The sequence below is a fragment of the Stenotrophomonas sp. TWI819 genome (assembly GCF_039673075.1).
Classification (GTDB): Bacteria; Pseudomonadota; Gammaproteobacteria; order Xanthomonadales; family Xanthomonadaceae; genus Stenotrophomonas; species Stenotrophomonas rhizophila_B.
The window spans coordinates 40,801-53,968 of record NZ_JBDJKY010000001.1 but is presented as its reverse complement, the minus strand read 5'-3'; the positions used below and the strand labels follow the sequence as shown (position 1 = coordinate 53,968).

12 protein-coding genes are annotated in these 13,168 nt (G+C 67.7%); 7 read left to right on the top strand and 5 right to left on the bottom strand.

Annotated elements, in window-relative coordinates; genetic code table 11:
- Positions 1 to 41 precede the first annotated feature (41 nt).
- The 3 genes from pheA to ABE463_RS00230 all read right to left on the bottom strand — a co-directional run bounded on the left by pheA (position 42) and on the right by ABE463_RS00230 (position 3,312).
- On the bottom strand, positions 42 to 1,238 hold the full coding sequence (gene pheA, locus ABE463_RS00240) for a prephenate dehydratase (RefSeq protein WP_346466820.1): 1,197 nt from the start codon (positions 1,236 to 1,238) through the stop codon (positions 42 to 44).
- Positions 1,239 to 1,289: 51 nt separating this feature from the next.
- Positions 1,290 to 2,375, bottom strand: a complete 1,086-nt coding sequence (gene serC / locus ABE463_RS00235; RefSeq protein WP_346466819.1) for a 3-phosphoserine/phosphohydroxythreonine transaminase — start codon at positions 2,373 to 2,375, stop codon at positions 1,290 to 1,292.
- A gap of 136 nt (positions 2,376 to 2,511) precedes the next feature.
- Positions 2,512 to 3,312, bottom strand: a complete 801-nt coding sequence (locus ABE463_RS00230) for an FHA domain-containing protein (protein ID WP_346466818.1) — start codon at positions 3,310 to 3,312, stop codon at positions 2,512 to 2,514.
- A gap of 121 nt (positions 3,313 to 3,433) precedes the next feature.
- On the opposite strand from ABE463_RS00230, the gene ABE463_RS00225 reads away from it, so the two are divergent.
- The 3 genes from ABE463_RS00225 (at position 3,434) to ABE463_RS00215 (ending at position 5,605) form a co-directional block, all read left to right on the top strand.
- Positions 3,434 to 3,709, top strand: a complete 276-nt coding sequence (locus tag ABE463_RS00225) for a polyhydroxyalkanoic acid system family protein (RefSeq protein ID WP_259261635.1) — start codon at positions 3,434 to 3,436, stop codon at positions 3,707 to 3,709.
- 98 nt (positions 3,710 to 3,807) lie between these two features.
- Positions 3,808 to 4,302, top strand: a complete 495-nt coding sequence (locus ABE463_RS00220; protein ID WP_123729623.1) for a phasin family protein — start codon at positions 3,808 to 3,810, stop codon at positions 4,300 to 4,302.
- Between the two features lie 268 nt (positions 4,303 to 4,570).
- The gene (locus tag ABE463_RS00215) at positions 4,571 to 5,605 is read left to right on the top strand and encodes a restriction endonuclease (RefSeq protein WP_346466817.1); all 1,035 of its coding nucleotides are present in this window, start codon (positions 4,571 to 4,573) and stop codon (positions 5,603 to 5,605) included.
- 3 nt (positions 5,606 to 5,608) lie between these two features.
- Here ABE463_RS00215 and hutC read toward each other — a convergent pair whose 3' ends face one another.
- Together hutC and ABE463_RS00205 are read right to left on the bottom strand one after the other, a co-directional pair.
- Positions 5,609 to 6,337, bottom strand: coding sequence for a histidine utilization repressor (gene hutC / locus ABE463_RS00210; RefSeq protein WP_259261633.1), 729 nt, complete (start codon positions 6,335 to 6,337; stop codon positions 5,609 to 5,611).
- A gap of 27 nt (positions 6,338 to 6,364) precedes the next feature.
- Positions 6,365 to 7,741, bottom strand: a complete 1,377-nt coding sequence (locus tag ABE463_RS00205) for a formimidoylglutamate deiminase (RefSeq protein WP_346466816.1) — start codon at positions 7,739 to 7,741, stop codon at positions 6,365 to 6,367.
- A 63-nt stretch (positions 7,742 to 7,804) separates the two neighbouring features.
- Here ABE463_RS00205 and hutI point away from each other — a divergent pair, with 63 nt between their 5' ends.
- Genes hutI through hutU form a run of 4 tightly spaced genes read left to right on the top strand, consistent with a single transcriptional unit; the run spans position 7,805 to position 13,063 of the window.
- The gene (gene hutI, locus ABE463_RS00200; RefSeq protein ID WP_346466815.1) at positions 7,805 to 9,004 is read left to right on the top strand and encodes an imidazolonepropionase; all 1,200 of its coding nucleotides are present in this window, start codon (positions 7,805 to 7,807) and stop codon (positions 9,002 to 9,004) included.
- Positions 9,005 to 9,027: 23 nt separating this feature from the next.
- Positions 9,028 to 10,569, top strand: a complete 1,542-nt coding sequence (gene hutH, locus ABE463_RS00195; protein WP_121037765.1) for a histidine ammonia-lyase — start codon at positions 9,028 to 9,030, stop codon at positions 10,567 to 10,569.
- Complete coding sequence (hutG, locus tag ABE463_RS00190; protein ID WP_346466814.1) at positions 10,566 to 11,399, top strand: N-formylglutamate deformylase; 834 nt, start codon at positions 10,566 to 10,568, stop codon at positions 11,397 to 11,399. The genes hutH and hutG overlap by 4 nt, the downstream gene beginning before the upstream one ends.
- Positions 11,396 to 13,063: a urocanate hydratase gene (gene hutU / locus ABE463_RS00185; RefSeq protein ID WP_346466813.1), complete on the top strand. Its 1,668-nt coding sequence runs from the start codon at positions 11,396 to 11,398 to the stop codon at positions 13,061 to 13,063. The genes hutG and hutU overlap by 4 nt, the downstream gene beginning before the upstream one ends.
- Positions 13,064 to 13,168: the final 105 nt, after the last annotated feature.

Genomic DNA, 13,168 nt, shown 5'->3' with positions numbered 1-13,168 from the left:
CCGGGCCGGGCGCAGCGCGCGAGGCGGCTACGCCGGTCGGATCAGGGCACGGCGACCGGATAGGAGCCGAGGATCTTGATCTGCGCCGAGTGGGCTTTCAGTTCGGCCAGGGCCGCCTGCATCGCTTCGTCGTCGACATGGCCGGCCAGATCGATGAAGAAACCGTACTCCCACTTGGCGTTGTGCGAGGGGCGCGACTCGATCCGGTTCATGCTGATGCCATGCCGCGCGAACGGGCTGAGCACATCGAACAGCGCACCGGGCTTGTCGTGGATGAACACCAGCACCGAGGTGCGGTCATGGCCGGAGGTCGGGAAGATGTTGCGGCCGATGACCAGGAAACGCGTGGTGTTGTCCGCGTCGTTCTGGATCGGCTTGGTCACCACTTTCTTCAGGCCGTACACATGCCCGGCGCTCTCGCCACCAATCGCGGCGGCATCATCGGCATTGCGGGCGCGGCGCGCGCCTTCGGCATTGCTGGAGACCGGCACCTTCTCGGCCTTGGGCAGGTTGGCGCGCAGCCACGAGGAGGTCTGCATGAACGACTGCGGGTGGCCGTAGACACGCTCGACATCCTCCAGCCGGCCGCTACGCGACATCAGGTACTGCTGCACGCGCAGTTCCACTTCACCGCAGATTTTCAGGTTGGAGGTCAGGAACATGTCCAGGGTGATCTGGATGGTGCCCTGCCCCGAGTTCTCCACCGGCACCACGCCGAAATCGGCGTTGCCCGCTTCCACTTCCTGGAACACTTCTTCGATGCTGGCCAGTGGCAGGCCCAGCGCCGAGCGGCCGAAGTGCTTGAGCACGGCCTGCTGGCTGAAGGTGCCTTCCGGGCCGAGGTAACCGATCTTCAGCGGCTCCTGCTGGGCCAGGCAGGCGGACATGATTTCGCGGTAGACGTGGACCAGCACTTCATCGCTGAGCGGGCCCTCGTTGCGGTCCACCACCATGCGCAGCACCTGCGCTTCGCGCTCGGGGCGGTAGTAATCCACGGCGGCAGCGAGCTTGCCCTTGGCCTTGCCGACCTGGTGGGCGAAGTTGGCGCGCTCGGCAATCAGCGCCTGGATGCTGCGGTCGATATGGTCGATCTTGGCGCGCACATCCGACAGCACGGGCGCGGCAACCGCCGGCGCGGCATCGCGCTTGGCGGCCTTGGCCTTCTTCGCGGGGGCAGCCGCCTTGGGCGGGGTCGGTGCCGGCTTGGCAGCCTTGGGCTTGGCGGGTTTGGTGGCCATCTGGGTTCCAAGTGCAGTGGGGCGGCGAGCGCCCCGGGAAAAACGAATGCGTCAGCCGTTGCGTTGCTGGAAATCGCGCATGAAGGCGGCCAGCGCCTGCGCGCCCTCCACCGGCAGGGCGTTGTACAGCGAGGCACGGATGCCGCCGACCGCCTTGTGGCCCTTCAGCGCCAGCAGGCCGGCCGCTTTGGATTCACTGACGAAACGAGCATTGAGCGTGTCGTCGGGCAGGAAGAAGGGGATGTTCATGCGCGAGCGTGCGGCCGGCACGACCTCATTGCGGTAGAAGCCGCCGGACTGGTCGATCGCCCCGTAGATCAGGCCCGACTTGACCGCGTTGCGGCGCGCGAATTCCTCCACGCCGCCTTCGGCCAGCATCCACTGGAACACCAGGCCGGCCAGGTACCAGTTCCAGGTCGGCGGGGTGTTGAGCATGGAATCGCGGGCGACGTGCGAGCGGTAATCGAAGATGTCCGCGCGCGGTTGACCGCTGCGCTCGAGCAGGTCGCGGCGCACGATCACCACCGACACGCCGACCGGGCCGAGGTTCTTCTGCGCGCCGGCATAGATCAAGCCGTACTTGCTGACATCCAACGGCTCGCTGGCGATCGAGGAGCTGAAATCGGCGAACAGCGGCACAGCGTCCACGTCCGGGGTGTCACGGAACTCCACCCCGTGGATGGTTTCGTTGGCGGTGATGTGCACGTAGGCCGCGTCATCGGAGAGCTGCCAGCTGGCGCGCGCCGGGATGTCATGGAAGCCATTGGCTTCGCTGCTCGCGGCGACATTGACCGTGACGTAAGGGCTGACCTGCTTGATCGCGGTCTTGCCCCAGTGCCCAGTGAGCACGTAATCCACGGTCTGGCCGGGGTGGGCGAAGTTGAGTGCGAGCAGGGCCTGCTGGGTGGTGGCGCCACCGGCCAGGAACAGCACCGCGTAGTCGTCCGGGATGCCGATCAGGCGACGCAGATCGGCCTCGGCCTGAGCGGCGACGGCCATGAACTCCGGGCCGCGGTGGCTCATTTCGACAATGGAGGCGCCCGCGCCGTTCCACTCCAACATCTCTTCCTGCGCCTGGCGCAGGACCGATTCCGGCAACGTTGCAGGGCCGGCACTGAAATTGAACGCGCGCGTCATGTCACACCTATGGGGCAAGACCCCTAGTATGCCGCAGCGCACCAGCCTTTAGGCCTTGCAGCACAAGGCGAATTTGGTTGCAAACGAATCTAATGGCCCACCCGAGGCGTGCCTGGTTGCCGGCCAGCGGCCGGCACTACCTCGCGCCAAACCAGAGCAGCCCGCTCAGCGCTGCGGCCAGCAGCAACGCACTGGCCAACAGCCACGGCCAGCGACTCACCCGCTTGGGCGCAGCCACCGGTTCCGGGCGCTGACGTGCGTCGAAGCCGTCGTCCTCTTCTTCGATCACGATGCGCTTGCGGCCGTCGTGTGGGACTTCGAGCACGAAGCGATGCTGGGCATCGAAGACCAGCTGGTCGCCCGGCTGCAGCCAGCAATGGCGAACGGTGACGCCATTGACCCGCGTCGACTCGCCAGCGCCCAGGTCGCGCAGCAGCAGGCGCTCCCCGTGCTGCTCCAGACGAGCGTGCTGTTCGGCGAAGGCAGGGTCGTCGATGACGATGTCCACCTCCGGCCCCCGCCCGATCACGCGCGGGCGATCAAGGGTGAAGCTGCGCCCGTGGTGCTGGCCGCCGACCCCGCGCAACAGGCGCTGGTCGTCGCCGCCCTCATCGCTGCGCGGCGGCGCATGGACGACAGCCTCGCAATCGCCCTGCACCACCATCTCCACGCCGTCAGCGTAAACGGCGTCGCCGGCGCGCAGCAGCGCCATCCGGCGCACCGGGCGACCGTTGACGTGGATGCCACGGATTCCGTTGGCGACCTGCAGCCACAGGCCACGGTCGTCCAGGCAGAACTGGGCCAGCAACAAGGTGCCGGGCGTGTCATCGCCAAGCCGGACGGTGCCCGATGCATGACGCACGATGCGCTGCACCCCGGGCCGCAGGGGCTGGTCGGGATGTTGGCGTTGAGTAAAGTGAACTAGCAGGTTCTGCACGCGGCGCAGCCTAGCAGGTTGAATGTCAGGGAAGAAGAAGTGTGACGCAGACCTTGGAGTTGTGCCTGAGGATGCGCACAATGCACGCCCAAATCCGCGCCGTTGCCCGCCAGGAGCCCGCATGTCCACCATCGATATCCGTCACGCCCACACCCTGCCCGCCGAAAACGCGCGCAAAGCCATCGAAGAAGTCGCCGCCAAACTGTCCGAACGTTTCGGCCTGCAATCGAACTGGGTCGGTGACGTGCTGAACTTCAACGGCTCCGGTGTGGATGGCGCGATCGCGCTGCAGCCCGGCCAAGTGCAGGTCACCGCCAAGCTCGGCTTCCTGCTCTCGGCCATGAAGGGCATGGTGGAAAGCGAGATCCAGCGCGTGCTCAAAGAAAAGCTCGGCTGAACCGACGCCCGGCCCGGCGCCACAACGGCGCCGGCCATCACATCGCTTGAAGCCGGCGATGCATACGATCCAAGGGTGTCCACCCAAGGGATCGCCCCATGAATGCACCCAACGATTTCGACGATCGCATCCCCGGCGAGAAGCCCTCGCTGCAGGATCAGGCCGAGCGCTTCTCGCGCAAGCTGACCGATTCGGCCCAGCAGATCTGGCTGGCCGGCCTGGGCGCCTTCGGGCGTGCGCAGGCCGAAGGTAGCCGAGTGTTCGACAACCTGGTCAAGGAAGGCGAGAACATCGAGGCCCGCAACCGCGAACAGACCGGCGATACGCCGCGCTGGCGCGACAATGTCGAGGAACACCTCGGCGAGGCCCGCGAAAAGGCCAGCGGCACCTGGGACAAGGTCGAGAAGGCGTTCGATGATCGGGTCCAGGGCGTACTCAAGCGCCTGCACATCCCGACCGCCGAGGACGTCGCCGCGCTCAATGCCCGGATCGACGCGCTCAACACCCGGGTCAACCGTGCCGAGGCCCGCAATGCCTCGCCGTCCGGTGCGCCGTCCCCGGGCACTCACCAGTCGCCCACCTCCGACGCCTGACCGCCCCCATCGATTGTTGCAAAGCAGCACAACTTTGTTGACAATCGAAACCGACCCGCCAATCGCTTCCACCGCCGTTTGTTCCCTCCCCTCACGGCTCTGGATTGGCGGGTTTTTTGTGGGCGCTGCTACCGCAAGGACCCGCAAAGTGAGACGGCCGTCACCGACGTGATCGCCGGACACACGGCAAGTGCGAAAACGACGCGCCGCAGACGTGCAAAGGCGCATATAAACTGTCTATCGCACTTCCCTGTTCATATCCCCCTGCATGCTCTCCTGGATTCTGGCCCTGCTGTTGGCCCTCATTGTCTGGTTCCTGGCCACGGCCTACTTCTGGCTGATCAAACGGAAGCAGAAGGAGACCCAGCTCGGCCTGAACGCCTTGGCAGGGATGCACTGGCGCGAGTTTTCCCTGATCGTCCGGCGGGCGATGCACGAGCGACGCGGCCTGCAGGATGTGCCGGACGAGACTGCAGACAGCCGGGAGCCGCGCAGCGATTTCCTGATGCACGACGGTCCGCAGCGCTGGCTGCTCTCCTGCAAGCACGGCCGCGCCTACCGGATCGGCACGGCGGCCGTGAACGAACTGGGCGCCGCCGCGCGCCTGGCCGGTGCCCGTGGCGGCATCCTGATCACCGAAGGCAAGGTTGAGCGCGACGGTCGCATCGCTGCTGAAAAACAGAGCGTCGAGGTCCTCGATGGCCCGCTGCTGTGGCCGTTGCTGAAGCCCTACCTGCCGGGCGACATGGAAGCCCGTGTCGAGGCCGGTGCCCGTGGCGAGGCCCTCCGCCGTATCTCGATCGCGGCACTGGGCGCGGCGACGTTGGGCCTGATGGTCGGGCTGGGCTCGCTGACCGCCGGGCTGGAAAAGGAGTGGGCCGAGGACGAAACCACGGTGGCCCCGCCGGCTGCCGCCACATCTGCCGCAGCGCAAGCACCGGCCACGGCTGACGCACGGCCCACTGCGGCTGCGACGCCAGCCCCGGCAGCCCCTGGGACCGCTGAAAATCGCGCTGCCGACGCCGCCTTGCCTGCAATGGAAGCGAACCCGGACAACGCCACGCTGGACCGCTATCAGCAGGAATTGTCGCGCAAGGTCGCCACCCACCCCGGCGTGGCCAGTGGCATCTGGCTGACCCGCCAGACGCTGGCGATCAACCGCACCGGCGAGATCGACACGATCTGGCCGCTCATCTGCGAGGAAGTGACCCGCTACCCGGCGCTGCGCACCGTGCGCATCCAGCTCAACCCACGCCCCGGCGTGGATGAGCCGGTCCGCTGGCGGCAGTGCACCACGCTGTAAGGCTCAGCGCGCGCCCGGCGAGAACCGGGCGACCAGATCGTAGGCATCGCCCAGGAACATCTGCCGCACGCAGGTGATCGGCTGCTCGCCGCGCCATGTAAGACGGTCGATGACCAGGCACGCCGTGCCGGGTTTGACCTGCAGCAGCGTCGCTGCCGCCTCATCCGCGCCCCAGGCGCTGATCCGATGCTGAGCGCGCGTCCAGGAGACGTTCTGCAGCAGCCAGCTGCCCGGTGCCGTGGTCTCGAAATTTACCTCCAGCACCTCCGGCACACCGACCGGGCTGATCAGGCGGTGCTCCAGCGCCAACGGCCGGCCGTCGGCCAGATGCAGGCAGCGGATCGCCAGCAGCTTCTCGCTCCCGGACAGCGCGGTTTCTTCGGCCACGTGCTCACGCGGCAGCCGGTAGGCGCGCTCCAGAAGCTGGTAACCGTAGACATGGCCACGCGCCTGCACCGCCATCGCGATGTCGGGAATCTCCAGCGCCACCTGTTCCAGGTGCGGCGGCTGGCGCGCGACGAACGAGCCTGCACGGCGGCGGCGCTCGATCATGCCGCTCTCGGCCAGCGCGGTCAGCACTTTGTTCACGGTCATCCGCGAGCAGCCGTACTGCTCCATCAGTTCGTGTTCGTAGGGGATGCGGAAGCCAGGCTCCCACTGTCCACTGAGGATGCGGCTTTCCAGATCAGCACGGATGCGCTGATTGAGGGTTGCTGCTTTCTTGCCCGTCACTCTGGATTCCTGCATGGGAGGGTCGGATCAGACCCTCAACAACGGTCGAAGTGCCGCGGCAAACCGTGCGGCCACCGCCTCGCGTTGCGGGTGGCGACCATCACGGACCCACTGGCGCCCCTGGCGCCACACCGATCGCACGGCGCCATTACGTGCGGCGAACACCCAGCTGTCAAGCAAGGCATCGCCATCGCGGGCGATCAGCGCCGGGTGGTCCGGATCGAGTTCAACGATGTCGGCCGGTGCGCCTGCCTGCAGTCCGGTGGTCACGCCCAGGGCCTGCGCGGCACCGTTCAACGACTGTTCGTACAACCAGCGGCCGGTGGATTGACCATCGCCCGGGGCCAGCACATTGCGCCCGCGCAGCTGCAGGCGCTGGCCGTACTCGAGCAGGCGCAGCTCTTCGGCCACGTCGATCAGCACGTTGGAGTCCGAGCCGACCCCGAACCGGCCGCCGGCACGCGCGAAGGCCTGCATCGGGAACAGACCATCGCCCAGATTCGCCTCGGTGATCGGGCACAGCCCGGCCACCGCACGGCTGGCGACGATCTGCTGCATCTCCACCTCTGTGATGTGGGTGGCATGCACCAGACACCAGCGCGCATCCACCGGCGCGTGTTCGTACAGCCACTGCACCGGGCGCATGCCGCTCCAGGCGACGCAGGCATCGACCTCGCGGGTCTGTTCGGCAATGTGGATGTGGACGGGCCCGGTGGTGAGCGGCAGCAGCGCCGACAGTTCCTCGCCGGTCACCGCGCGCAGGCTGTGCGGGGCAAAGCCGAGCATCGCATCGTCCTGGTCCTGCAGCGCGCGCGTGCAGGCCTGCAGCAGTTCCGCAAAGCCGTCGACATCGTGGATCAGCCGCCGCTGGGCCGGATTCGGCGCGGCGCCGCCGAAATCGGCATGCGCGTAGAACACCGGCAACAGGGTCAGGCCGATGCCACTGGAGTGGGCAGCGGCCGCGATACGTTCGGCCATTTCGGCGCGATTGGCATAGGGCACCCCATCCAGGCCGTGGTGCAGATAATGGAACTCGCCGACCCGGGTGAAGCCGGATTCCAGCATTTCCACATAGGCCTGCTCAGCGATCGCCTGCATGGCTTCGGGCTGCAGATGCGCCAGGAAGCGGTACATCAGCTCGCGCCAGCTCCAGAAGCTGTCGCCGCTGTTGCCGCCGATCTCGGTGAGCCCGGCCATGCCGCGCTGGAAGGCGTGGCTGTGCAGGTTGCCCAGGCCCGGCAGCGCGATCGCCAGCGCGGTATCGCCCGGCTCGGCCGACACACCCTCGGTCACCTCGAGGAGCGTGCCGCCCTGGCTGAGGATGCGCACATCGCGCGCCCAGCCATGTGGCAGCAGTGCATGAGCGGCGTGGAAACGAAGGATCGGTGCGGGGGTGGCTGGCATCACTGGACATCCCGGAAGAGGCGCCTATATTGTATAGACATATACACCGATGTGGTTGCTGCCATGCACTGTGACACCCTCTGGTACCACGCCAACCTGATCACCGTCGACGGCCCGGGCCTGGGCGTGATCGAGAATGGCGTCATCGCCGCGACCGATGGGCGCATCATGCATGTCGGTGCGGCCGGTTCTGCCGATCACCTGCAGCCCGCCCAGCGTACCGACTGCGCCGGGCGCTGGATCAGCCCCGGTCTGATCGACTGCCACACCCACCTGGTCTATGCCGGCAACCGTGCCGGGGAGTTCGAACAGCGCCTGCAGGGCGTGAGCTATGCCGACATCGCCCGCGCCGGCGGCGGCATCGTCTCCACCGTGCGTGCCACCCGCGCCGCCAGCGAGGCCGACCTGCTCGCCGCCAGCCTGCCCCGGCTCGATGCCATGCTGGCCGAAGGCATCACCACGCTCGAGATCAAATCCGGCTACGGGCTGACCCTGGCCGACGAGACCAAGCAGCTGACGGTCGCGCGCGAACTGGGGCAGCAGCGCGCGGTCGAGATCGTGCCGACCTTCCTCGGCGCGCACGCGATCCCGCCGGGCCGGCAGGCGCAGGAATATATCGACGAGGTCTGCAACGTCATGATTCCGGCGGTCGCGGCGGCCGGGCTGGCCGAGGCGGTGGACGTGTTCTGCGAGAACATCGCCTTCAGCGCCGCACAGGCCGAGCAGGTCTTCCTCGCCGCGCAGCAGCACGGGCTGGCGATCAAGATCCATGCCGAGCAGCTCAGCAACCAGCACGGTGCCGCCCTGGCGGCACGTCACGGCGCACTGTCGGCCGACCATATCGAACACCTCGACGCCGACGGCATCGACGCCATGCGCAGCGCCGGTACCGTGGCCGTGCTGCTGCCGGGCGCGTTCTATTTCACCCGCGATACCACCCTGCCCCCGATCGCCGCACTGCGCGCCGCCGGCGTGCCGCTGGCGCTGGCCACCGATTCCAATCCCGGCACCTCGCCGCTGACCAGCCCGCTGCTGGCGATGAACATGGCCGCCACCCTGTTCCGCATGACCGTGGCGGAGTGCATCGCCGGCTTCACCCGTGAAGCGGCGCGCGCCCTTGGCCGCCAGGACCGGATCGGCCGGCTCGCCGTCGGCCTGGACTGCAACCTCGCCCTGTGGGACATCGAGGCGCCTGCCGACCTCGTCTACCGCATGGGTTTCAACCCTCTGCACAGCCGCGTGATGCGCGGCCAACCCGTCTGAATCTAGTGATGTCTGGAGATTTCATGAGCACTACCCTGACCCTGCACCCCGGCGCCGTCACGTTGGCGCAATGGCGCGCGATCCATGACGGCGCGCGGGTGCGGCTGGACCCGACCTCGGCCGCGGCCGTGCTGCGCAGTGCGCAGACCGTGGCCGACATCGTCGCCAAGGGCGCGCCGGTGTACGGCATCAACACCGGCTTCGGCAAGCTGGCCAGCGTGCGCATCGAGCGCGACGACCTGGAAACCCTGCAGCGCAATATCGTGCTCTCGCATGCGGCCGGCGTCGGCGAGCCCATGCCGGCCCCCGTGGTGCGCCTGATGATGGCGTTGAAGCTGGCCAGCCTGGCGCAGGGCGCCTCCGGTATCCGCCCGCAGACGCTGGCCTTGCTGGAAGCCTTCCTGCAACACGATTTCATTCCGGTGATTCCGTGCCAGGGCTCGGTCGGTGCCTCCGGCGATCTGGCCCCGCTCTCGCACCTGGCCAGCGTGATGATCGGCGTCGGCGAAGCCTTCGTGGCGGGCGAGCGCCTGCCGGCGGCCGAGGCGCTGGCCAAGGTCGGCCTGGCCCCGCTGGTACTGGGCGCGAAGGAAGGCCTGGCCCTGCTCAACGGCACCCAGTACTCCACCGCCTATGCACTGGCTGGTCTGTTCGCGATCGACACCGTGTTCCGCGCGGCACTGGTCACCGGTGCGCTGTCGGTGGAAGCGGCCAAGGGCTCGGACACCCCGTTCGACCCGCGCATCCACAGCATCCGTGGCCAGCGCGGGCAGATCGCCACCGCGGCGGCGCTGCGCACCCTGATGCAGGGCTCGGCGATCCGCGAATCGCACCGCGACAACGACGTGCGCGTGCAGGACCCGTACTGCCTGCGCTGCCAGCCGCAGGTGATGGGCGCCGCGTTCGACGTGATGCGCCAGGCCGCCACCACGCTGGCGATCGAAGCCAACGGTGTGTCCGACAATCCGCTGGTATTCACCGATACCAACGAGGCACTGAGTGGCGGCAACTTCCACGCCGAACCGGTCGCGTTCGCGGCGGACATGCTGGCGATGGCCGTGTGCGAGATCGGCTCGATCAGCGAGCGCCGCACCGCGATGCTGGTCGACCCGGCCCTGTCCGGGCTGCCGGCCTTCCTCACCCCGAAGCCCGGCTTGAATTCCGGCTTCATGATTCCGCAGGTCACTGCCGCGGCGCTGGTCTCGGAAAACAAGCAGCGCGCCTATCCGGCCAGCGTCGACTCGATCCCGACCTCGGCCAACCAGGAAGACCACGTCTCGATGGCCGCACACGGTGCGCGCCGCCTGATGGCGATGGCCGAGAACGCCGCCAACGTGATCGGCATCGAGCTGCTCGCCGCTGCACAGGGCTGCGATTTCCATGCCCCGCTGCGCTCCAGCGATGCACTGGAAGCCGTACGCCAGCGCCTGCGCGCGCAGGTGCCGACGCTGGAAGACGACCGTTACTTCCACCCGGACATGGTGGCCGCGACCGACCTGGTGCGCAGTGGCGTGCTGGCTGCCGGGCTGGACGACATCCTGCCGCCACTGGAGCCGCTGGCATGACTTCCCAACCGGATTGGCTGCAGATCCACCGCGGCGATGTGCCGTTGATCGTCAGCTTCCCGCACACCGGCACCGAGCTGCCCGATGCACTGGCCGCGCAGTTCGTGTCGCCGTGGCTGGCCCGCCGCGACGCCGACTGGTGGGTGCATGAGCTGTACGGCTTCGCGCAGCAGATGGGCGCCACGACGGTGCGCACCGCGGTGTCGCGCTCGGTCATCGACGTCAACCGCGATCCCAGCGGCACCTCGCTGTACCCGGGCCAGAACACCACCGGCCTGTGCCCGCTGACCACCTTCGACAACCAGCCGCTGTACCGCGATGGCCACGGCCCGGACGAGGCGGAGATCGCGCGCCGCCGCGATACCTGGTTCGCGCCTTACCACGACGCCCTCGCCGCGGAGATCGCGCGCCTGCGTGCCCTGCACGGCACCGTGGTGGTGTACGACGCGCACTCGATCCGCTCGCACATCCCGCACCTGTTCGATGGCCAGCTGCCACAGTTCAACCTCGGCACCAACGGCGATACCACCTGCGACAACGCGTTGACCGACGTGGTCGACAATCTGTGCGCGATGAGCGGCATGAGCCATGTGCGCAACGGCCGCTTCAAGGGCGGCTACATCACCCGCCATTACAGCGACATCCCCGGCGGCGTGCACACGCTGCAGATGGAGCTGGCCTGCCGCGGCTACATGCACGAGCCCGAGGCCGTGGATGAGCACAGCTGGCCCACGCCATTGGATCCCGATCACGCCGACCCGCTGCGCGCCACGCTGCAGCAGGTGCTCGATGCCTGTCTCGACTTCGCTACGTCCCGGAGTGCTGCATGACCCGTCTCGATTCCACCCGCACCATCCTCGCCCCGACCGGCACCACGCTGACCTGCAAGAGCTGGCTGACCGAAGCCCCGCTGCGCATGCTGATGAACAACCTGCACCCGGACGTGGCCGAGCGCCCGCAGGAGCTGGTGGTCTATGGCGGCATCGGCCGCGCCGCGCGCGACTGGGAAAGCTACGACAAGATCGTCGAGACGCTGCAGCGGCTGGAGGATGACCAGACCCTGCTGGTGCAGTCCGGCAAGCCGGTCGGTGTGTTCCGTACCCACGTGGACGCCCCGCGGGTGCTGATCGCCAACTCCAACCTGGTGCCGCGCTGGGCCAATTGGGACCACTTCAACGAGCTCGATAAGAAGGGCCTGGCCATGTACGGCCAGATGACGGCCGGCAGCTGGATCTACATCGGCGCGCAGGGCATCGTGCAGGGCACCTACGAGACCTTCGTGGAAATGGGCCGCCAGCACTACAACGGCAGCCTGGCCGGCAAATGGCTGTTCACCGGCGGGCTGGGCGGCATGGGCGGCGCGCAGCCGCTGGCTGCGGTGATGGCCGGCGCCTCGTGCCTGGCGGTGGAGTGCCGCAAGAGCAGCATCGAGATGCGCCTGCGTACCGGCTATCTGGACACCTGGACCGACGACCTCGACGAAGCACTGCGGCTTATCGAGGAATCGTGCACCGCCAAGAAGCCGCTCTCGGTGGGCCTGCTCGGCAACGTTGCCGACGTGCTGGACGAGCTGCTGATCCGCGGCGTGAAGCCGGACCTGCTGACCGACCAGACCTCGGCGCACGACCCGGTCAACGGCTACCTGCCGCAGGGCTGGACGGTGGAAGAATGGGACGACAAGCGCGTCTCCGCCCCGAAGGAAGTGGAAGCCGCCGCGCGCGAATCTATGGCCAACCACATCCGCGCCATGCTCGGTTTCCACTCGCTCGGCGTACCGACCGTGGATTACGGCAACAACCTGCGCCAGATGGCGCTGGAAGAAGGCGTGGAAGATGCCTTCGACTTCCCCGGCTTCGTGCCCGCCTACATCCGCCCGCTGTTCTGTCGCGGCATCGGCCCGTTCCGCTGGGCCGCGCTGAGCGGCGATCCGGAAGACATCGCCAAGACCGACGCCAAGGTCAAGGAGCTGATCCCGGACAACCCGCACCTGCACCGCTGGCTGGACATGGCCGCCGAAAAGATCAAGTTCCAGGGCCTGCCCGCGCGGATCTGCTGGGTTGGCCTGGGCGATCGTGATCGACTGGGCCTTGCCTTCAACGAGATGGTCGCCAATGGCGAACTGAAGGCGCCGGTGGTGATCGGCCGTGATCACCTGGATTCGGGCAGCGTCGCCTCGCCCAACCGCGAGACCGAGGCCATGCAGGACGGCTCCGATGCCGTCTCCGACTGGCCGCTGCTCAACGCCCTGCTCAATACCGCCAGCGGTGCCACCTGGGTATCCCTGCACCACGGCGGCGGCGTCGGCATGGGCTTCTCGCAGCATTCGGGCATGGTCATCGTCTGCGACGGTACGGAAGCGGCGGCCAAGCGCATCGCGCGCGTGCTGTGGAACGACCCGGCCACCGGCGTGATGCGGCATGCCGACGCGGGGTATGCGATCGCGGTGGACTGCGCTAAGGAAAAGGGGCTGGATCTGCCTGGGATTCTGGGCTGATGCGGGTCGGCCCCGGCCGACGGTCGGGGCCTTTCACGACCGGGGGTGACTTCCGCCGCATTGACCGGGGTGCCAGCGCTTCCTACTGTGCGGGCTCACCCACGA

Excerpts from the sequence above, each read along its gene's own strand:
- ABE463_RS00215 (WP_346466817.1), top strand. The coding sequence starts at position 4,571 with ATGCTCTCCTGGATTCTGGCCCTGCTGTTGGCCCTCATTGTCTGGTTC.
- serC (WP_346466819.1), bottom strand. The coding sequence starts at position 2,375 with ATGACGCGCGCGTTCAATTTCAGTGCCGGCCCTGCAACGTTGCCGGAA.
- ABE463_RS00220 (WP_123729623.1), top strand. The coding sequence starts at position 3,808 with ATGAATGCACCCAACGATTTCGACGATCGCATCCCCGGCGAGAAGCCC.
- hutH (WP_121037765.1), top strand. The coding sequence starts at position 9,028 with ATGAGCACTACCCTGACCCTGCACCCCGGCGCCGTCACGTTGGCGCAA.
- ABE463_RS00205 (WP_346466816.1), bottom strand. The coding sequence starts at position 7,741 with ATGCCAGCCACCCCCGCACCGATCCTTCGTTTCCACGCCGCTCATGCA.
- hutG (WP_346466814.1), top strand. The coding sequence starts at position 10,566 with ATGACTTCCCAACCGGATTGGCTGCAGATCCACCGCGGCGATGTGCCG.
- pheA (WP_346466820.1), bottom strand. The coding sequence starts at position 1,238 with ATGGCCACCAAACCCGCCAAGCCCAAGGCTGCCAAGCCGGCACCGACC.
- ABE463_RS00225 (WP_259261635.1), top strand. The coding sequence starts at position 3,434 with ATGTCCACCATCGATATCCGTCACGCCCACACCCTGCCCGCCGAAAAC.
- hutI (WP_346466815.1), top strand. The coding sequence starts at position 7,805 with ATGCACTGTGACACCCTCTGGTACCACGCCAACCTGATCACCGTCGAC.
- hutU (WP_346466813.1), top strand. The coding sequence starts at position 11,396 with ATGACCCGTCTCGATTCCACCCGCACCATCCTCGCCCCGACCGGCACC.